Origin of the sequence: Archangium gephyra (genome assembly GCF_049060025.1) — a bacterium.
Taxonomy (GTDB): domain Bacteria; phylum Myxococcota; class Myxococcia; order Myxococcales; family Myxococcaceae; genus Archangium; species Archangium gephyra_A.
Genome location: NZ_JBMEQQ010000002.1, coordinates 9125922 through 9143540 on the forward strand (window position 1 = coordinate 9125922; position 17619 = coordinate 9143540).

Sequence of the window (17619 nt, forward strand, 5' to 3'; positions counted from 1 at the left end):
CTCTCCGGTCAACCTCCCCCGCGCTACTTCTCAGCAAGGAGCGGGCCGAGTGGACAATGCGTACGCCGTCGAGGGCAGGGAGGCCGGGTGCACCTCCTCCTCCGTTCCTGGCGTGGAGGGGGAGTCCCCTGACGTGGACGCGCCAGGCAGGGCGAGCGCGCGCCGCAGCAGCCGCTCGAGCGGCTCCCACTCGATGAGGAAGCCGTCGTGTCCGTGGGCGCTGGAGAGTCCGGCGTACTCCGCGTGGCGCCCGAGCGCTCGCAGCCGGCCCGTCAGCCGCTCCATGTGCTCGGGGTAGAAGAGCTGGTCGTGGTCGATGCCCACGCACAGGGCGCTCGCGCGGATTCGTGCCACGCCCCACGTTCCACTCGTGTCGCCCTCGGGGGCGCGCCCGAGGTCGTGGTGGTCCATCGCTCCCAGCAGTGCCAGGTACGTCCGCGCGTCGAAGCGCGCCCGCAGCTTCGCGCCCTGATACTCCAGGTAGCTCTGGATGGGGTAGAGCGCCCGCGAGGACCAGCCCGGTGCTTCCGCCTCTCCCGGCCGGGGTTGGTTCCTCCCGTGGCGCGATTGCAGGCCGGGTTCCGCCCGGTACGTGAGCATGGCGAGCTGCCGCGCCAGCTCCAGGCCTCGCGCGGGTGCCTCGGGGAACTCCGGATCCAACAGCAGCGCTTGTCTCGCCACGTGGTTCCAACCGACGACCCACGGGCTCGCCTCCTCCGCCGCCGCGATGGGACAGATGCGCTCGAAACGCTCCGGTGCCAGCACCGCCAGGCACAGGACGATCATCCCTCCCAGTGAGCCCCCCACCACGAGGGAGAGCCGCTCGATGCCCAGGGCGTCCAGCGCCTGCAGGATGGCGCGCGCCTGGTCCCAGGGCGTGACGGTGGCTGGCAGCAGGTGCTCGTTCAGCCGCAGGTCTCCCCGGAGCAGCGGCGCGGGCGGCTCGAAACGGCGATCGTCCACTCGCCCGGGGAAGCCCTCGTCCGCCGGGCCCGAGCTTCCCGTAACAGGAGCCCAGGTTGTTGAAGCACAGCAGCCGCACCCGCTCCGGATCCAGCGCCCGGCCTGGACCGATGACCGGCTCCCACCACCCGCCCTCGCCTCCCGCTCGCATGTCTCCCGTCAGCGCGTGGACCAGCAACACCGTGGGCACCGCGGGGTCCGGGCTCACCGGTCGCTCGCGCCCCGGTGCCTCGGCGAGCTGGCGGAGCTCCTCCTTCGTGCGGCGCACGACGCGCAGGGCGTTCTCTCGCACGGTCTCCGGCGGGAGCACGTGGGCTCTTGAACGCAGCCAGGGCAGGTCCTGCTCCGGTCCCCACCACCAGCCTCGGGACACGTGGGACATGACCCGCGCTCCTGCTTCGAGTGGCAGGTCGGGCAGTGAGAGGTCGAAGACACACGGCGATGGGGACATGGTGGGGTTCCTCTTGGGATGAGATCCAACCTGGGATGCGTGGCACCCTCACCCCGTCCCTCTCCCGGAGGGCGAGGGGAGGTTGGACGTGAGTGGGGGAGGGGGCTCTGACAGAGGCTTCAGGACGCGGAGAGCGCCTGGTCCAGGTCCGCCTGCAGGTCGTCCAGGTGCTCCAGGCCCACCGACAGCCGCACCAGTCCGTCCGTCACTCCCGTGCTCAGCCGCTCCTCGGGCGTGAGCTGCTGGTGCGTCGTGCTCGCCGGGTGGATGATCAGCGAGCGCGTGTCTCCGATGTTCGCCAGCAGGCTCCACAGCTTCACGCCATCGATGAGCTTGCGCCCCGCCTCCACTCCGCCCCGCACCCCGAACGCCACCAGTCCGCCCGCTCCGTTGCGCAGGTACTTCTTCGCGTTCGCGAAGGACGGATCCTCCTCCAGCCCCGGGTAGCGCACCCACTCCACCTTCGGGTGCCGCCGCAGCCACTTCGCCACCGCCAGCGCGTTCTCCGAGTGCTTCTCCACCCGCAGCTTCAGCGTCTCCAGCCCCAGGATGAAGGCGTGGGCGTTGAACGGGCTCAGCGACGGGCCCAGGTCCCTCAGTCCCTCCAGCCGCGCCTTGCCGATGTACGCCGCCGCCCCGAGCGCCTCCGTCAGCCGCAGCCCGTGGTAGCCCGGGCTGGGCTCGGTGAACTCGGGGAAGCGTCCGTTGTCCCAGGGGAACGTGCCGCCGTCCACGATGACGCCGCCAATCGACGTCCCGTGGCCGCCGATGTACTTCGTCGCGCTGTGCACCACGATGTTCGCCCCGTGGCGCAGCGGGTTGAACAGCGCCGGCGACAGCGCCGTGTTGTCCACGATGAGCGGAATCCCCGCCTCGCGGGCGATGGCCCCCAGCACCTCGAAGTCCGGAATGTCCAGCCGCGGGTTGCCCACCGCCTCGATGTAGAGCGCCTTCGTCTTCGGCCCGATGGCAGCCCGCACCTCGTCCGGCTTGTTCGCATCCACGAAGCGCGTCTGGATGCCCAGCCTCGGCAGCGTCACCTTGAACAGGTTGTACGTGCCCCCGTAGAGGCTCGTGGCCGAGACGAGCTCGTCACCCGCCTTGAGGATGTTCAGGATGGCCAGCGTCTCCGCCGCCTGTCCCGACGCCACCGCCAGCGCGCCCACTCCGCCCTCGAGCGCCGCGATGCGCTTCTCGAAGACGTCCGTCGTGGGGTTCATGATGCGCGTGTAGATGTTGCCCGGCTCCTTGAGCGCGAACAGGTCCGCCGCGTGCTGTGCGTTGCGGAATTGGTAGCTCGTCGTCTGGTAGATGGGCACGGCGCGCGAGCCCGTGGTGGGGTCGGGCTCGTAGCCGGCGTGCAGGGCCAGGGTCTCGAAGTGCTTGGACTGCGACGGATTCGTGCTCATGGAGGTGCTCCTCGGTGGGGCTGAAAAGCCACGAGGGCACCGGAGGCATGAAACGACTGAGCCCACCGACCCTCGCGGGATGGTGGGCTCCGCTCTTCCTCGCCACGGGTCGACGAACGTCGGTCAACCGGCGGCGGGCAGAGGCCCACCACTCGGCATCCACATTCGACGGCAGGCGAAGGGCGCGAAGCTCATGACGAACGGCAACATGAACCCCGTCCGTTATGTTGTCAAGACATCCGTTGAACAGGATGTCCGTGATGACGGAAGCGCCACCAGATCCACCAGGTATGGGGTGCGGCCCGGCCTGATGGGGCGCGGCGGAATATGCCGTCCGGCGTGTAGCAGCCAGGCGAGCGCGAGGGCGCTCCAACCCGGCAGGTCGGGTCTTTATTCCGCATCGGCCATGGACTCGCTCGCGAGCCGGATGGCAAAATATGAGAGTGAGCCCCCCTGCCTCGCCTGTCCCTCCCCCCGGGACTACCTCCGCGTCGGGCCGATTCCTCGCGGTCCCAGTCCCAGCCAAGCCTCTGTGGTTGGTGCCTCCTCGCGTCGTGCTGCAGCGCCGGGCCTCCCGCACGCTGTTGATGCACGCCCTGCGGGCCACCTCGCGCGTCTTCCTGCTGGTCGTCGCCGACATCGCGGCCTTCCTCATGGTCCGCGCCGCGTTGAACGTCGTGCAGACCAGCCAGAAGCTCGAGCCTCTCGACGCGGCCACGCGCTGGGCCGTTCCCCCGCTCGGCTCCGCCGGTGGGTGGCAGATGGGCGGCGCCCTCGTGGTGGGCCTGCTGATCGCCGGGGCCTACCGCTCCGGAGACAACTGGCGCTCGCTGCGGCTGGTCGTCAGCGGGGTGATGCTCGCGGTGGGCCTGGTGCTCTGGCGTGACCTGTGGCTGCGCGGCCTCGCCCCGGTGGTGGTGCACTACTTCACGGCGGTGGGCGGCCTGGGCGTCACCGTCATGTTGAACCGCTTCATGCTCGACCAGCTCATCGGCCGGCTCATCCGCATCCCCGCCTTTCACTCCCCCGCCGAGCGGGTGATGTTGGTGGGCTCTCCGGATGACCCCGCCTGCCAGCGGGTGCGCGAGCGCCTGGAGCACTTCGGCGTGCTGGAGGTGGTGGGATGGGTCTCCCCCACCGTGCCCGAGCTTCCCAGCGATGGTCCGGGCAAGGTGCTCGGCTCCGTGGATGACCTCTGGAACGTGCTCCAGCACAACGCGGTGGACACCGTGGTGCTCTGCGGCTTCGTGGACGACGCGCAGATGAAGGCGCTGATGGAGGCCGTGGTGTCCGCCGGCGTCCGGCTGCTGGCCGTGTCCCGCTATGACCGGCTCGGCTGGGTGCGCCCCTCGCCCATCTCCTACCGCTCGCTCTCCTTCATGGAGGCTCACCATCCCCTCGCTGCGCGCGCAGCAGATGTGGATCAAACGGGCGGTGGACCTGCTCGGCGCGGGCCTGGGACTGCTGGCCATCTCCCCGCTGCTGGCGCTCATCGCGATCGCCATCAAGCTCGACTCGCGCGGGCCCGTCTTCTTCGCCCAGGAGCGGGTGGGGCAGGGCGGTCGCACCTTCCGCATGATGAAGTTCCGCACCATGCGGGTGGGCGCCGACGCGGAGAAGGCCAAGCTGGCCCACCTCAACACGAGCGGCGATGCGCGCCTGTTCAAGATTCCCAATGATCCCCGCGTCACCCGCGTGGGGACCTTCCTGCGCAAGTGGAGCCTGGACGAGCTGCCCCAGCTCCTCAACGTGCTGTGGGGGAACATGTCGCTGGTGGGGCCCCGGCCCTTCTTCGAGTCGGACCTGGTCAACTACCGCGAGCACCACTTCGGCCGGCTGGGGGCCCTTCCGGGCATCACCGGCCTGTGGCAGGTCAGCGGCCGCAGCTCCATCACCGACTTCGAGGACGTGGTCCGGCTCGACTGCGAGTACATCCACCGCTGGTCGCTCTGGCTGGACCTCGAAATCCTGCTGCGGACGCTGCCGGCCGTGCTGAGGCGGACCGGCGCCTACTGAGCGGTGGCCACGTCCAGGGCCAGTTCGATCATCTCGTCGAACGAGTTCTGGCGGGCCTCGGCGCTGAGCTTCTCGCCCGTGCGCAGGTGGTCCGAGACGGTGAGCAGGGCCATGGCGCGGGCGTTGAACTCGGCGGCCACGCCGTACAGGCCGGCCACTTCCATCTCCACGGCGAGCATGCCCATGCGCTCGTGGACCTCGTAGTTCTCTCCGCCCGGGGCGTAGAAGAGATCCGAGCTGAAGACGGAGCCGGTGCGCACCGGGAGCTTGCGCCTCTCGGCGGCCTCGACGGCCTGCCGGGCGAGGGCGAAGTCCGCCACGGCGGGGAAGTCCTGGCCCTTGAGGCGCATGCGGTTGACGTTGGAGTCGGTGCCCGCGGCGAGCGCGACGATGACGTCGCGCAGCTTCACGTCCTGGCGCAGGGCGCCGCAGCTGCCCACGCGGATGAGCACGCGGGCGCCGTACTCCCGGATGAGCTCGGTGGCGTAGATGGAGATGGAGGGGATTCCCATCCCATGGCCCATGACGGACACCTTGCGGCCGCGGCTCTGGCCGGTGAAGCCGTACATGTTGCGGACCGAGGTGACCTCGCGGGCGTCCTGGAGGAAGCGCTGGGCGATGTAGCGGGCGCGCAGCGGGTCGCCGGGCATGAGCACCACGTCGGCGAAGTCTCCCGGCGCGGCGGAGATATGGGGGGTAGGCATGGCGCGGAGCATAGCCCCTCCGCTGTCCGGGCGAAGAGGTTATGGCAGGGGGGCAGGCGGCCAGACCGGGACGCCGGGGAATCCTCATGCTCATTCTCTTGAGCAGGTCATGAGGACGCTCTCCTTCCGCTCCCAGCTCCTGCTGTTGATGGTCCTCCCCGTGCTGGTGACGACGGCGGCGCTTGGCGGGCTGGCCTATCGGGCGGCGAGCGAGGCCGTGCGCGAGAATGCCATCCGGGCCGTGGGAATCGCCGCGAACGCGCGCGAGCATACCCTGGTGATGCGGTTGAGCCGGCAGCATGAGCGTGCCAGCGGCTTGCTGGTCGCGCTGTCCGACTGCGAGTCCGACGAGGAGCCGGAGCGGGTGCGCTGTCTCCAGGACACGCTCGCCGGCTTCGTGGCCACCGAGGGAGGGCGGGGCGCCCGGCTGGTGGTCCGTGGGCTGGAACCCATCCAGGTGGGGGAGGAGGCGGAGTCCCTGGCGGACCTGACGCCGCTTCCACCCGGCCAGCTCGCGCGCGTCGAGCCCAAGCAGGGCCATGAGCGCGTCTACGACATGGTCATCGAGGGAGGAGGGATGAGGCTGGGGTTGCGTTTCAGTGCCGCCACGCATCTCGAGCCCCTCTTCCGGGACCGGTATGGACTGGGCGAGTCGGGGGAGACGTTCCTGGCGGACAGCCAGGGGGTCTTCATCACGCAGCCGAGGTACCCGGGGCACTCGGGGGAGAGCCGGAGCCATCCCATCGACGCCCGGCCCATGCGTGAGTGCCTGTCGGGCCGGGACGCGGAGCTCCTGGCCCTGGACTATCGAGACGTCGGCGTCATCCACGGCTTCCGTTTCATCGAGGAGCTGGGTGGCGGCTGCATCATGGCCCACATCGAGCAGGCGGAGGCCTTTGCTCCGGTGCGCGCGCTGCGGGCCCGGCTGGCCATGGCCGCCGTGGTCCTGGCGGCGCTCGCCGTGGGGCTCTCCTTCGTCTTCGCGCGCCACTTCTCGCGCCCCGTGTCGACACTCACCGACAGGGCCCGGGCGCTCCAGGGAGGGGCCTTCGACATCGCGGTGCCGGCCGAGGGGCCCCGGGAGCTGAAGATGTTCGCCGAGACCTTCACGAAGATGGCGCGCTCGCTCCAGGAGGCCAAGGAGGAGCGCGAGCAACTGCTGCGGGAGGTGCAAGCGGACCGGGCCCGGCTGGAGGTGCTCGCCCGGGAGGCCCAGGAGGCCGCCCGCATCCGCGAGGACCTGGTGGCCGTCGTGTCCCATGACTTGCGCAATCCCATCTCGGCCATCTCCATGTCCGCCAGCATGATGCTCAAGCGCGAGGGCCTCCAGGACTGGCAGGCCAAGGGGCTGGGCCGCATCTACTCGGCGGCGGACCGGGCCATCCGGCTGATTCGAGATCTGCTCGATTCCACGCAGGCGCGGGTGGGGGGGATTCCCGTGGAGCCCAGGCCCCTGGACTTCCACGAGCTCGCCCGGCACGTGGTGGAGGAGGTGCAGCTCGCGTACCCCGAGCGGCACATCCACTTCCAGCCCGGGGGGGACGCCCAGGGGGCGTGGGACGCGGACCGCATGGCCCAGGTCATCACCAACCTGGTGGGCAATGCCGTGCAGCACAGCCCCGCGGACACGCCCGTCCGGGTGAGCTCGCGGGGGGCGGACGGGGAGGTGTTCCTGGAGATCCACAACGAGGGCCCTCCCATTCCGGCCGAGGTGCTGCCCACCTTGTTCGAGCCCTTTCAGAAGGGCCGGAGCACGCGGGGCGGTGCCCCGGGCAGCCTGGGCCTGGGGCTCTTCATCAGCCGGCAGCTCGTCGAGGCGCACGGGGGCGCCATCGAGGTGCGGTCCGCGCAGGGGGAGGGGACGACGTTCACGGTCCGCCTGCCCCGTGTGGCCGCTCCGGGAGCGCCAGCGGGGGGATGAATGCGAAGGGCCCGGAACCCTCGAGGTCTCCCTCGCGGTTCCGAGCCCTTCCTCCAGCCGGAGCCTCGTGCTCCCGGGTCCTACTGGCCCATGTACGGGTAGGGGACGCGGGTGGGCGGGGCGAGGTTCTCCTTGATGGTGCGCGGAGACGTCCAGCGCACCAGGTTCAACATGGAGCCCGCCTTGTCGTTGGTGCCCGAGGCGCGCGAGCCGCCGAAGGGCTGCTGGCCCACCACGGCGCCCGTGGGCTTGTCGTTGATGTAGAAGTTGCCCGCCGCGTGCCGCAGCGTGCTCATCATCAGGCTGATGGCCTTGCGATCCCTCGCGAACACCGCGCCCGTCAGCGCGTACGTGGCGCACGAGTCGCACTCGCGCAGCGTCTCCTCGAGCTTCGCGTCCGGGTACACGTACAGGCCCACCACCGGCGCGAAGATCTCCTCCTGCATGATGCGGTGGCGCGGGTTGGTGAGCTGCACCAGCGTGGGCTTCACGAACCAGCCCTCGCTCCGGTCCGCCTCGCCGCCCGCGACGATGGTCGCCTCCGAGCCGCTGTTCTTCGCCAGCTCGAGGTACGAGGACGTCCGCTTGAAGGACTTCTCGTCGATGACCGCGCCCATGAAGTTGCGGAAGTCGGTGACGTCGCCCATGCGCAGCTCGGCGATCATCTCCTGCAGCCGCGTCTTGAGCTTGGGCCACAGGGACTCGGGCACGTAGATGCGCGAGGCCGCCGAGCACTTCTGGCCCTGGTACTCGTAGCCGCCGCGCACGATGGCCGTGGCCACCGCGTCCAGGTCCTCCGCCGCCGAGGGGTGCACGAAGATGAAGTCCTTGCCGCCCGTCTCACCCACCAGCCGCGGGTACTGCTTGTAGCGGGCGATGTTCTCGCCCACCGTGCGCCACATGCCCTGGAAGGTGGGCGTGGAGCCGGTGAAGTGGATGCCGCCCAGGTGCGGGCTGGCCAGCACGGGGTTGCCCACCGTGGGGCCGTCTCCCGGGAGCATGTTGATGACGCCGTCGGGCAGGCCCGCCTCGCGCAGCAGCTCCATGTTGTACCAGTTGCTGTAGGCCGCCGTGTTCGAGGGCTTGAAGAGCACCACGTTGCCCATGATGGCCGGCGCCACGCACAGGTTGAGCGCGATGGACGTGAAGTTGAACGGCGCCACCGAGAACACGAACCCGTCCAGCGGACGGTAGTCCATCATGTTCCACGTCTGCGCCGGGCTCACCGGCTGATCGCTCAAGAGCTGCTGCGCGAAGTGGACGTTGTAGCGCAGGAAGTCCACCGCCTCGCACGTCGCGTCGATCTCCGCCTGGTGCGCCGTCTTCGACTGGCCCAGCATGGTGGAGGCGTTGAGGATGGGGCGGTACTTCGTGGCCAGCAGCTCCGCGGCGCGCAGGAAGATGGCCGCCCGCTCCACGAAGGGCATCCGCGCCCACTCGTCCTTCACCGACAGCGCGCTCTGGATGGCCTGCTCCACGTGGCTGGCGTCCGCCTCGTGCAGCGTGGCCAGCACGTGCGAGTGCTTGTGCGGCATCCGCACCGTGTCCGTCTTGCTGGACTTGATGCGCTTGCCGCCGATGACGATCGGAATCTCGATCTGCTCGGAGGCCATGCGCTTGAGCGTGGCCTGCAGCTCGGCGCGCTCGGGGCTGCCGGGCGCGTGGGAGAGCACGGGCTCGTTCTGCGGCGGGGGGACGCGGACGTTGGCGTTGATCACGCGGGGCTCCTCGGGGGAGAAATCGGGGAAAGGGCGGCGGAGCATAGCCCTTCGTCTCGATGGTTGAAGTCTCGGGGTATGTAAAACCCGTACCTTCGGACATCACATCCATCACCCAGACTGAGGCTCCCATGGCAGACGAACGAACGCTTCCCCGCTTCCAGGCTCGACGGCGGCTCGGGCGTACCGGCTTCCTGGCCACCGCGGTGGGCATCGGGGACCTGGCGGACCGCTCCGTCCCCCTGGCGCAGTGCGTAGCCACGCTGCACCGCGCCATGGACGCCGGGCTCAACGTCATCGACACCGCCCCCGGTTACGAGGACGGCTACAGCGAGCAGATCGTCGGCGAGGCCCTGCGCGGCCGCCGCGAGGGCATGTTCGTCATCGACAAGGTGGACTTCCTGGACCAGCCGGTGACGCCCCAGGTGGAGGAGAGCCTGCGCCGGCTGCAACTGGAGGCGGTGGACCTCTTCGTCTTCCACAACCTTTCGACGCTGGACACGTGGGAGCGGCTGGCGGCGCCGGGCGGAGGCCTGGAGGAGCTGGAGCGGTGCGTGCGCCAGGGCAAGGCGCGCTTCCGGGGCATCTCCAGCCACCACCCGGACGTGCTGCGCGCCGCGCTCGAGTCCGGCCGCTGTGACGTGGTGATGTTCCCCGTGGGGCCCTACGTCCACCCGCGTTACGTGGAGGAGATCCTCCCGCTGGCGAAGGAGAAGGGGGTGGGCACGGTGACCTTCAAGACCTTCGGGGCCGGCAAGCTGCTCGGGGACTCCGAGGGCTACGGGCGGCCACTGCAGGCGCGTCCGCGCGGCAAGGTGAGCTCGGGCGGAGCGGACACGGGCGCGCCCTCGCTGCCCCATCTCGGGGTGGAGGAGTGCGTGCGCTACACGCTCACGTTGGAGCCGGACGTGGCGCTGATGGGGATGAGCTTCCCCAACGAGCAGGACGCCGCCCTCCACGCCGCCGCGGCCTTCCGGCCCCTTACCTCCGAGCAGATGGCGGACGTGCGGCGGCGCGCGGTGGAGGCCATCGAGGGCAAGGGCGCCGTGTGGTGGAATCCCTGAGCCGCGGGCACCCCGTCATCCGCCAGGGGGCTTGGGATAGAATGGGCGGAGCGCATGAGTGCCTTCACCGTCAGCCGCATCCTGTTCGTGTGCCTGCTGTTCAATGAGGCGCTGGTCGTGGCACGCACGCCGCCAGCGGAGCGCAGGCGCGTCATCCTGCCGCGTGGAACGCCGCTTCCCATGGTCCTGCTGCTCGCCCCGTTCTTCTTCGCGCTGGAGCTGCCGGGCGGGTGGGGATGGGGGGCGGTAGTCGTGCAGGCCGTGGGGTTGGGGATGGAGTTCGCCGGGGAGATCCAGCTCACGCGCGCCCAGTCGTTCTCGATGTCGGCCAATCGGCCCGCACACCATCTGACCACGGGGCTCTATCGCTATCTGGAGAACCCCATCTACCTGGGGCTTCTGCTGCAGATCATCGCCTGGTCGTTGTGGATGCCGGTGGCCTTCGTCGCGGTCGTGCTCCAGCTCGAGGCCTTCCGGCGCATGGTGCGTGCGGAGCGCGAATACCTGGCGCAGCTCGCGGTCGTCCACCGGGGCGCGGACAGCTTCTTGTGGAATTGAGGCCCGGCGTTTCCGCCGGTCCGCTCAACTCCGGACGGCGGCGAGGGCGAGCGGGGCCGACGGGAGCAGCTCGTGCAGCCGCGCGATGAGGACGGCGGGCTGGACGGGCTTGATGAGGTAGGCGTCGCCGGCCTCGGGAATGCCCGGGCGGGGCGCGTGGCCGCTGATGAAGAGGAAGGGCACCTTCTGGAGCGGGGGCTCGGCGCGCACCTGGCGGCACAGCTCGTACCCGTCCATGCCGTCCATGTTCACGTCCGACACGATGATGTCGGGCGGGCTCCGGCGCGCCTGTTCCAGCGCGGACAGCCCGTTCTCGGCGAGCGCGCAGTCGAACTCCGGGGCGAGCAACAGCCGCAGCGTCTGGCGCATGGACCACGAGTCATCCACGATCAGCACTCTGGGCTTCACGGAACTCTCCACTCTCCCGGGCCGGCTTCCGCGTTCCGGTTTCACCGGGGGTATTCATGGGCCCGTACCCCCAATCGCGGACGTGTTCAGTTTCGCTCGCTTCCCGAGGATTAGGAAGAGGGACGGGTCGTCTTTTCCGCATTCGGCGGGGTGAATCTTCCGCTGCGTCCGCGGACTCCTACCTTTAGGAGGAGAGTGGCGCGGTGCCGTCTTCCTGGAGGAATCCCATGTCGGTGGTCTCCCTGGACAGCAAGAGCTTCGGGCCGACGTTGGGGAGGCCCGGCATCCTGCTCATCGAATGGTGGGCGAAGTGGTGCTCGCCCTGCCGCATCTTCGGCCCTGTTTTCGAGGGAATGGCGGGGCGCTACCCGGATGTCACCTTCGCCCGGGTGGATGTGAACGGGCAGCCGGAGCTGGTGGAGGTCATGGGCGTGCAGGCGTTGCCGGCGCTGATGGTGTTCCGCGACGGCTTCCTGCTGCTCAACCACGTGGGGGTGCTGCCCGAGCCGATGTTGGAGGATGTCATCCGACAGGCGCGCGCCCTGGACATGGGCGAGGTGCGGCGGAAGCTGGCGGAATTCCGGGCCAGCAAGGCGCGCGTCCGGGTGGGTCTGCACGGGGTGTGATCGGCTCCGCGCCTTGGTCTACATTGCGCGCCCTTCATGCGCGCCGCACCCTCCCAGGTTCCGAGTCCCGTCCCCACCGAGTCCCCCGTCTTCGCCGTCGCCTCGAGCAGCGAGGCCTCCCCGAGCCGTCCGCTCGCGCGGGGCCTGCTGTGGCTGGTGGCGGGCTTCGTCGTGCTGGACGTGTACCTGAATGTTCCGAACTTCGTGCGGTTGCCGCCCGTGGCGTGGTTGGTGCTCTACGCCGGTTTCTTCCCGCTGGCCCATGGGGTGGGGCGGCTGAGCGGAGCGGGCGGGTTGGGGGAGCTGGGGCTCGCGTGGCACCGGGGCTGGGGGCGCAACCTGCTGCTGGGCTTCGCTTTCTGCGCGGCCTTCTGGGCGCTCAAGTACGGGCTGCTCTGGGCGCTGGGCGCCTTCCGCGTCGAGGGCGTACGTCCGGCCGGGGATGCCGCCGTGCTGCTGGCGCAGGCCCTGCTGGCGATGTTCCTCTCGTCCGCCACGGATGACGTGCTGGTGCGCGGGTACGTCTTCCGCCACCTCTCGGGCCACCTGTCCGCGGGCGCGCTCGTCGCGCTCACCACGTGCTTCTACGTCGTCAACCACGCCTGGTACGTGCGGCTGACGCTGGAGGACACCGTCTTCCTGGGGCTGATCGGGCTGATGTTCGCGCTCGCGCTGGTGCGGACCGGCTCGCTCTGGCTGGGCATCGGCCTGCACTGGGGCGGCAACGTCGTCTACCGCCTCCATGCCGGCTTCGACGCCCAGGGCGGCGTGCTGCGGCGCGTGGAACTCGCCAACACCCCCTGGCACGAGAGCGTGGGGCTCGGGGTGACGGCGCTGGCGCTCGCCGCGCTGTTCCTCCTCTTCCGCTTCACGGTGAGGTCCGAGCGCGAGGGCCCGTTGTTCGCGCGCGGCTGACGCCAGGGCAGGCGCCGGCCGCACGCGCGGGATGGGTCAGCGCTTCCGGTCCCGGTCCACGGGGCTCGCCGTCTTCTCGTCGCGCTGGTCCGAGGGGGCCTCGCGCTTGTAGACGTCCTCGTTGATGTCGTGGTTGCGGACGGGGTCCTTGTCGTCCTGTTCCTCCCACTCCTCGCCGCGCTCGACGCGGGCCTCCCAGGAGGTGTCCTGTGAGGATCCCGGGTTGTCCGCGGCCCGGGCGCGCGCGTTGATGTCCTGGGCCACCCGCGCCGCCGCCGCGTCGATGGAGTCCTCGAGCTCACCCGCGTTGCGCGGCTGGAAGTTCTGCTGATTCTTGGGAGTGTCCGCCATGGGTGTCTCCGTCGTGTGCGCGCCTGATGCTGCTCGACTCAAGTTCGGCATGGTGGCGCGCCGGACAAGCGCTCCGGCGCGCCGGGGCCCGGCCGTCCGCCCGCCCCAGGAGAGGACTCTTGTGGGGGACTACTGGCCGGCGCCTCCGCTGCCGCCGACTCCCTGCTCGGCACCGGGCCGGGCCACCTCCGCGACGAGCGTGTCCAGCACGGGCGCCAGGTCGGCGGTGGGTGTCGCGATGCTGCATGCCGCGCCCCCATGCACCAGGCCCACCACCTGGAGCTGACGGTCCACCACCGGCGCGCCCGAGTCTCCCTTCTCTCCATCCAGGCTGGTGAAGAGCGCCTGGGGCACGCCCGGCAGCGAGGGGCAGCGCCCGAGCCGCTTCAGCTCCACCTCCTGCGGCTCGTTCGGACGGTCCGTGCGGCCGAAGAAGAGGAGCCCCGTTCCGGGAAGGGGCATCGCGGTGGCCACGGGCAGCGGGCGCACCGGGGCCGCCTCGTCGAAGCGGATGACGGCCAGGTCGCGCAGGGGGTCCACCACCTTCACGACGCCGCTGAGCATCCGCCCGCTGCGCAGCACCACGGGTTGGCGCTCTCCCGGGGGCACGTCGATGCAGTGCGCGGCGGTGAGGGCATGGTGCCCGTCCGCGACGATGACGCCCGCGCAGTGCCCGGGAAAGAGCGTCACCGTGGCGTCCCGCAGGGTGAGGAAGTCCTTCCGCGTGCCCTCCTCCTGCTGCTTCGATGAGCCGCACCCCGCCAGCGCCGCCACGGCCAGCACTCCGGCCAGCTTCGAGAGTCTCCTCGCTCGCATCACCGTCCTCCCGCGGCGCAGCCGTTGCCCCGCTGGCAGAGACGATGTGCACGCCCCGACAGTGGCTATTCCCGCAGGTCCGCTCAGCAGGCGTGCGGCCGGGCCCGTGCCGGGCTAGGGTGCGCGCCCCATGTCTCCGGGTGTCCCGCCATGAGCCCCCTCGCCGAGCTGCTCTTCGTGCTCGTGGCGTTGGGGATGGCCGTGAAGCTGCTGCTCCTCAATTTCTGGCGCGCCGTGCTCTTCCTCTCCCCCGCGAGCGTGCGCGTCCTGCCCGAGGCCCCCGCCGGGCAGATGCGGCTCCCGCCCGAGCTCGCTCCCCTGGCGGGCCAGCTCCAGGCCCTGGGCTTCGTCCCCCTGGGCAGCCACGTGGAGAAGCCCCGCTTCCAGAAGGGCACGGCCTCCTACGATTTCGCACACCCCGGCGAGCACACCTTCGCCACCCTTCATTTCTCGCCGCGGGGTGAGCCCCGCTTCTATCTCCTCACCCCGCTCGCCCCGGAGGGGTTCGTGCTCACCGCGGGTTACAGGCGGCCGGGTTTCGAGGTCCCCGGCCGTTATCGCTCTGGAGGGGTTCCGGGGGCCTCCCCCGAGCGTCTTCTCCAGGCCCACCGCTTGCGGCTCCAAGGGTTGAATCCCTCGGAAGATTTCACCTGGGAAGAGCGGTTGCGGTCGGGGCAGGCATGGTACCGGGGGCTCGGCCAAAAGGAGATTCGGAGACAGAACGTCCAGGGGTTGTTGTGGACGGTCGTGGCCCTTGCCATCGTCGCCGGTCTCTTCCTGGGAGGCGGCCGCCCGGTCTGATGCACCTGGGGCGTGCACCGGGCCCGTTTGGGGAGTAGGAAGAGCGAAACTTTTCAGCCCGTCTGGAGTCGTCCCGCGATGAAGAGCGTGTCCAAGAGCGAAGAAATCTACTTCCTGTCCGGTAAGCGTACGGCCTTCGGTACGTACGGCGGCTCGCTGAAGGAGCTGAGCGCCACCGATCTGGCCGTGGAATCGGCCCGGGCCGCGCTCGAGCAGGCGAAGGTGTCACCCGAGTCCATCCAGCACGTCATCTACGGCAACGTGGTGCAGACGAGTGCGGACGCCATCTACCTGCCGCGGCACGTGGGCCTGCGCACGGGCGTGCCGGTGCCGGTGCCGGCGCTGGGCGTCAACCGGCTGTGTGGCTCGGGCTTCCAGGCCTTCGTCACGGCGGCGGAGATGATGCTCACCGAGCAGGCCGACTGCGTGCTGGCCGGTGGCACCGAGTCCATGAGCCAGGCGCCCCACGTCATCCGCGGCGCCCGCTGGGGCCTGCCGCTGGGCAAGGGCGGCATGGAGGACATGCTCTGGACGTCCCTCACGGACAGCTACACCGGGCAGCCCATGGCCCTCACCGCCGAGCAGCTCGCGGTGGACTACGGCCTGTCCCAGGACGCGGTGGACGAGTACGCGGTGCTCACGCAGAAGCGCTTCGCCGCCGCCCAGGAGTCGGGCCGCTTCGCGCAGGAGATCTGCCCCGTCACCCTGAAGAGCAAGAAGGGGGAGACGCAGTTCGCCCGGGACGAGCACAACCGGCCGGACACGACGGTGGAGGGCCTCAAGAAGCTGCCCAAGGTCTTCAAGAAGGACGGCGTGGTGCACGCGGGCGCGGCCAGCGGCATCAGCGACGGCGCGGGCTCCATGGTGATGGCCACCCGGAGCTACGTGGAGAAGCACGGCCTCAAGCCCCTGGCCCGGCTGGTCAACTGGGGCATCTCCGGGTGCGACCCGAAGGTGATGGGCATCGGCCCGGCCCCGGCCATCCGCCGGCTGCTCGAGCGCGCCCAGTGCAAGCTGACCGACGTGGACCTCTTCGAGGTGAACGAGGCCTTCGCCCCTCAGTACCTCGCGGTGGAGAAGGAGCTGGGCCTGCCGCGCGAGCAGACGAACGTGAATGGCGGCGCCATCGCCGTGGGCCACCCGCTGGGGGCCTCGGGCGCGCGCATCACCATGACGCTCGCCTACGAGCTCCAGCGCCGGGGCGCCCGCTACGGCATCGGCTCGGCGTGCATCGGCGGCGGCCAGGGCATCGCGGTGCTGATCGAGGTGCTGTGAGCCTCCCGGCTTCCCAGACGACTCCAACGGAACCCATGACGATGAGCAACGAGCTGGATGCGAAGGCGGCCCGCGAGCGGGCCAAGGCGATCGCCGAGCAACGGCGCGCCGAGCGCCGCAACCGCAAGCGCAAGTGTGTGGTGTGTGGCGTGGAGGAGAGCGACAAGACGCCGCTGGGGGCGCACCCCGACGGCATCGGTCCCTCGTGCAAGGACGAGCTCACCTGCCAGGCTCGCCGCGCCGCGTCCTCGCGCTGAGCCGTCCCCGGGGAGGCGGCCCACGTCCCGGGCCGCCTGCCCGTCCTGCCGGGTAGGGTGAGATGTCACGCACCGGGCAGGAAAAAGGCCGGAATTTCGGGCCGTTTCCTTGATGGCCGTCAAGACTCGCGGTAAACCTGCGGAATCTCTTCGGTTACACGAGGGTCGGGAATGGCCGTCATCAACTTCACGGGAGTCAAGGTGTTCTCCACCACGCTCGCGCGCGATCGCGAGAACATGGGCGAGAACATCACCAAGTGGCTCAAGGAGAACTCGAACCTGGACGTGGTGGACAAGATCGTCACGCAGTCCTCCGACAAGGAGTTCCACTGCCTGACCATCACCCTGTTCTACCGCCACAAGTCCTGAGCGGGACGTCCTGTCGGTAACGACGAGGACCCGAGGGTGCTCTCCCCAACGGTGGGGATGAGTGCCCTTCGCTTTTTGGTGCGCCCGGAAGTGGACGGAAACGGTTGCGAAGCGGGCGGTGTTCCACCACCTTTGGACGACTCTCGGGTGTCCCGAGCGAGGAGGGTTGGATGCGACCGATGCGTAGCTTTGGCGGCGGCGGAGGCGGGGGGTTCGGCTTCCCCAGCGTGGAATCCACGGCGGCCAGGCTGGCGATCGGGCTCGTGGTGGGCTCGGTGTTGGCCCTGGCGGTCCGCTCCGTGGGCTCGATGCTGCTGCTCACCCCCGGCGCCGTGTTCCCCGGGTTGATGCTCTGGCAGCCCTTCACCTACGGCTTCGTCGAGCTCCACCCCTTCGGCATCCTCTTCGGTGCCTTCGCCCTCTACTCCATCGGCGGCGGCCTGGAGATGAGCTGGGGCTCCAAGCGGCTGCTGTGGGTGGTGCTGGGCGGCACGGTGCTCGCCGGTTTCCTCACCGTCCTCCTGGCCCTGTTCTTCCCGCTGCTGCGCGGCGTGCCGTACACCGGCGGCTGGGTGATGGGCTCCATCGCCTGGGTGGCCTACGGCCTGTCCATCGGGCGCGGGCAGACGAACTTCTGGGGCATCCCCATCACCGGCAACTTCTTCGCCGGTATCGGCGCCGCCTTCGTCATCCTCAACGGGCTCTCGGCCGGCTGGGCCACCCAGATTCCCGAGCTTCCTCGCGCTCGCCATCACCTTCATCGCCGTGCGCGGCGGCAGCCCCAAGAGCCTGATGCTTCGTCTTCAGCACTGGCGGCTGCAGCGGCAGCTCCGTGGCCGCTCGCGCCACCTGCGCGTCATCTCCGAAGAGCGCCCGGATGACCGGTTTCTGAATTGATTTTGAGTGGGGCTCCCGGGGGGCAACCCGGGGGCCTCGATACCCTCACCCCGACCCTCTCCCGAGGGGAGAGGGGTTGTTGCTTGAGGGTGGTTGGCTG

General features: G+C 69.8%; 18 protein-coding genes. 11 read left to right on the forward strand and 7 right to left on the reverse strand.

The genetic code is table 11. The features are described from left to right. Positions 1 to 30 precede the first annotated feature (30 nt). Both ACN28I_RS39880 and ACN28I_RS39885 read right to left on the reverse strand, forming a co-directional pair. Positions 31 to 963, reverse strand: coding sequence for an alpha/beta fold hydrolase (locus tag ACN28I_RS39880; protein WP_420947121.1), 933 nt, complete (start codon positions 961 to 963; stop codon positions 31 to 33). A 570-nt stretch (positions 964 to 1533) separates the two neighbouring features. Beyond that, complete coding sequence (locus tag ACN28I_RS39885; protein WP_420947122.1) at positions 1534 to 2823, reverse strand: O-acetylhomoserine aminocarboxypropyltransferase/cysteine synthase family protein; 1290 nt, start codon at positions 2821 to 2823, stop codon at positions 1534 to 1536. Positions 2824 to 4239: 1416 nt separating this feature from the next. Here ACN28I_RS39885 and ACN28I_RS39890 point away from each other — a divergent pair. Continuing rightward, positions 4240 to 4839, forward strand: coding sequence for a sugar transferase (locus ACN28I_RS39890; protein WP_420947123.1), 600 nt, complete (start codon positions 4240 to 4242; stop codon positions 4837 to 4839). Here ACN28I_RS39890 and deoD read toward each other — a convergent pair. After that, on the reverse strand, positions 4833 to 5543 hold the full coding sequence (gene deoD, locus ACN28I_RS39895; protein WP_420947124.1) for a purine-nucleoside phosphorylase: 711 nt from the start codon (positions 5541 to 5543) through the stop codon (positions 4833 to 4835). The genes ACN28I_RS39890 and deoD overlap by 7 nt on opposite strands. Positions 5544 to 5652: 109 nt before the next feature. Here deoD and ACN28I_RS39900 point away from each other — a divergent pair, with 109 nt between their 5' ends. Next, positions 5653 to 7464 carry a HAMP domain-containing sensor histidine kinase gene (locus tag ACN28I_RS39900; protein ID WP_420947125.1) on the forward strand — a complete coding sequence of 604 codons (1812 nt, stop codon included), beginning with the start codon at positions 5653 to 5655 and terminating at the stop codon, positions 7462 to 7464. A gap of 80 nt (positions 7465 to 7544) precedes the next feature. Here ACN28I_RS39900 and pruA read toward each other — a convergent pair whose 3' ends face one another. Next, a complete protein-coding gene (pruA, locus tag ACN28I_RS39905; RefSeq protein ID WP_420947126.1) occupies positions 7545 to 9182 on the reverse strand; it encodes an L-glutamate gamma-semialdehyde dehydrogenase in 1638 nt (545 codons plus the stop codon). A 131-nt stretch (positions 9183 to 9313) separates the two neighbouring features. Between pruA and ACN28I_RS39910 the strand changes: the two genes are divergently transcribed. Then, entirely contained in the window at positions 9314 to 10246 is a 933-nt protein-coding gene (locus ACN28I_RS39910; protein ID WP_420947127.1) for an aldo/keto reductase, read from the forward strand. Positions 10247 to 10300: 54 nt separating this feature from the next. Further along, positions 10301 to 10804 (forward strand): methyltransferase, encoded by a 504-nt coding sequence (locus ACN28I_RS39915; protein WP_420947128.1) that lies wholly within the window; start codon positions 10301 to 10303, stop codon positions 10802 to 10804. A 24-nt stretch (positions 10805 to 10828) separates the two neighbouring features. Here the strand turns inward: ACN28I_RS39915 and ACN28I_RS39920 are convergent, their stop codons facing one another. Next, positions 10829 to 11212, reverse strand: coding sequence for a response regulator (locus tag ACN28I_RS39920; protein WP_420947129.1), 384 nt, complete (start codon positions 11210 to 11212; stop codon positions 10829 to 10831). A gap of 227 nt (positions 11213 to 11439) precedes the next feature. On the opposite strand from ACN28I_RS39920, the gene ACN28I_RS39925 reads away from it, so the two are divergent. Then, the gene (locus ACN28I_RS39925; protein WP_420947130.1) at positions 11440 to 11838 is read left to right on the forward strand and encodes a thioredoxin family protein; all 399 of its coding nucleotides are present in this window, start codon (positions 11440 to 11442) and stop codon (positions 11836 to 11838) included. 36 nt (positions 11839 to 11874) lie between these two features. Beyond that, entirely contained in the window at positions 11875 to 12753 is an 879-nt protein-coding gene (locus tag ACN28I_RS39930; protein ID WP_420947131.1) for a CPBP family intramembrane glutamic endopeptidase, read from the forward strand. Positions 12754 to 12789: 36 nt separating this feature from the next. On the opposite strand, the gene ACN28I_RS39935 is transcribed toward ACN28I_RS39930, so the two are convergent. Together ACN28I_RS39935 and ACN28I_RS39940 are read right to left on the reverse strand one after the other, a co-directional pair. Further along, positions 12790 to 13104, reverse strand: a complete 315-nt coding sequence (locus ACN28I_RS39935; RefSeq protein ID WP_420947132.1) for a hypothetical protein — start codon at positions 13102 to 13104, stop codon at positions 12790 to 12792. Between the two features lie 129 nt (positions 13105 to 13233). Continuing rightward, positions 13234 to 13920, reverse strand: coding sequence for a S1 family peptidase (locus ACN28I_RS39940; RefSeq protein WP_420947133.1), 687 nt, complete (start codon positions 13918 to 13920; stop codon positions 13234 to 13236). Between the two features lie 150 nt (positions 13921 to 14070). Between ACN28I_RS39940 and ACN28I_RS39945 the strand changes: the two genes are divergently transcribed. The 5 genes from ACN28I_RS39945 (at position 14071) to ACN28I_RS39965 (ending at position 17503) form a co-directional block, all read left to right on the forward strand. After that, positions 14071 to 14721 carry a hypothetical protein gene (locus tag ACN28I_RS39945; protein ID WP_420947134.1) on the forward strand — a complete coding sequence of 217 codons (651 nt, stop codon included), beginning with the start codon at positions 14071 to 14073 and terminating at the stop codon, positions 14719 to 14721. 78 nt (positions 14722 to 14799) lie between these two features. After that, positions 14800 to 15996 (forward strand): acetyl-CoA C-acetyltransferase, encoded by a 1197-nt coding sequence (locus ACN28I_RS39950; RefSeq protein WP_420947135.1) that lies wholly within the window; start codon positions 14800 to 14802, stop codon positions 15994 to 15996. A 41-nt stretch (positions 15997 to 16037) separates the two neighbouring features. Then, entirely contained in the window at positions 16038 to 16253 is a 216-nt protein-coding gene (locus ACN28I_RS39955) for a hypothetical protein (RefSeq protein ID WP_420948804.1), read from the forward strand. A gap of 171 nt (positions 16254 to 16424) precedes the next feature. Further along, a complete protein-coding gene (locus ACN28I_RS39960) occupies positions 16425 to 16622 on the forward strand; it encodes a hypothetical protein (protein ID WP_047860063.1) in 198 nt (65 codons plus the stop codon). A 170-nt stretch (positions 16623 to 16792) separates the two neighbouring features. After that, a complete protein-coding gene (locus tag ACN28I_RS39965; RefSeq protein ID WP_420947136.1) occupies positions 16793 to 17503 on the forward strand; it encodes a DUF1751 domain-containing protein in 711 nt (236 codons plus the stop codon). Positions 17504 to 17619: the final 116 nt, after the last annotated feature.

Excerpts from the sequence above, each read along its gene's own strand:
- ACN28I_RS39885 (WP_420947122.1), bottom strand. The coding sequence starts at position 2,823 with ATGAGCACGAATCCGTCGCAGTCCAAGCACTTCGAGACCCTGGCCCTG.
- ACN28I_RS39890 (WP_420947123.1), top strand. The coding sequence starts at position 4,240 with ATGTGGATCAAACGGGCGGTGGACCTGCTCGGCGCGGGCCTGGGACTG.
- deoD (WP_420947124.1), bottom strand. The coding sequence starts at position 5,543 with ATGCCTACCCCCCATATCTCCGCCGCGCCGGGAGACTTCGCCGACGTG.
- ACN28I_RS39900 (WP_420947125.1), top strand. The coding sequence starts at position 5,653 with ATGAGGACGCTCTCCTTCCGCTCCCAGCTCCTGCTGTTGATGGTCCTC.
- ACN28I_RS39910 (WP_420947127.1), top strand. The coding sequence starts at position 9,314 with ATGGCAGACGAACGAACGCTTCCCCGCTTCCAGGCTCGACGGCGGCTC.
- ACN28I_RS39915 (WP_420947128.1), top strand. The coding sequence starts at position 10,301 with ATGAGTGCCTTCACCGTCAGCCGCATCCTGTTCGTGTGCCTGCTGTTC.
- ACN28I_RS39925 (WP_420947130.1), top strand. The coding sequence starts at position 11,440 with ATGTCGGTGGTCTCCCTGGACAGCAAGAGCTTCGGGCCGACGTTGGGG.
- ACN28I_RS39930 (WP_420947131.1), top strand. The coding sequence starts at position 11,875 with ATGCGCGCCGCACCCTCCCAGGTTCCGAGTCCCGTCCCCACCGAGTCC.
- ACN28I_RS39935 (WP_420947132.1), bottom strand. The coding sequence starts at position 13,104 with ATGGCGGACACTCCCAAGAATCAGCAGAACTTCCAGCCGCGCAACGCG.
- ACN28I_RS39940 (WP_420947133.1), bottom strand. The coding sequence starts at position 13,920 with ATGCGAGCGAGGAGACTCTCGAAGCTGGCCGGAGTGCTGGCCGTGGCG.
- ACN28I_RS39945 (WP_420947134.1), top strand. The coding sequence starts at position 14,071 with ATGAGCCCCCTCGCCGAGCTGCTCTTCGTGCTCGTGGCGTTGGGGATG.
- ACN28I_RS39950 (WP_420947135.1), top strand. The coding sequence starts at position 14,800 with ATGAAGAGCGTGTCCAAGAGCGAAGAAATCTACTTCCTGTCCGGTAAG.
- ACN28I_RS39955 (WP_420948804.1), top strand. The coding sequence starts at position 16,038 with ATGAGCAACGAGCTGGATGCGAAGGCGGCCCGCGAGCGGGCCAAGGCG.
- ACN28I_RS39960 (WP_047860063.1), top strand. The coding sequence starts at position 16,425 with ATGGCCGTCATCAACTTCACGGGAGTCAAGGTGTTCTCCACCACGCTC.
- ACN28I_RS39965 (WP_420947136.1), top strand. The coding sequence starts at position 16,793 with ATGCGACCGATGCGTAGCTTTGGCGGCGGCGGAGGCGGGGGGTTCGGC.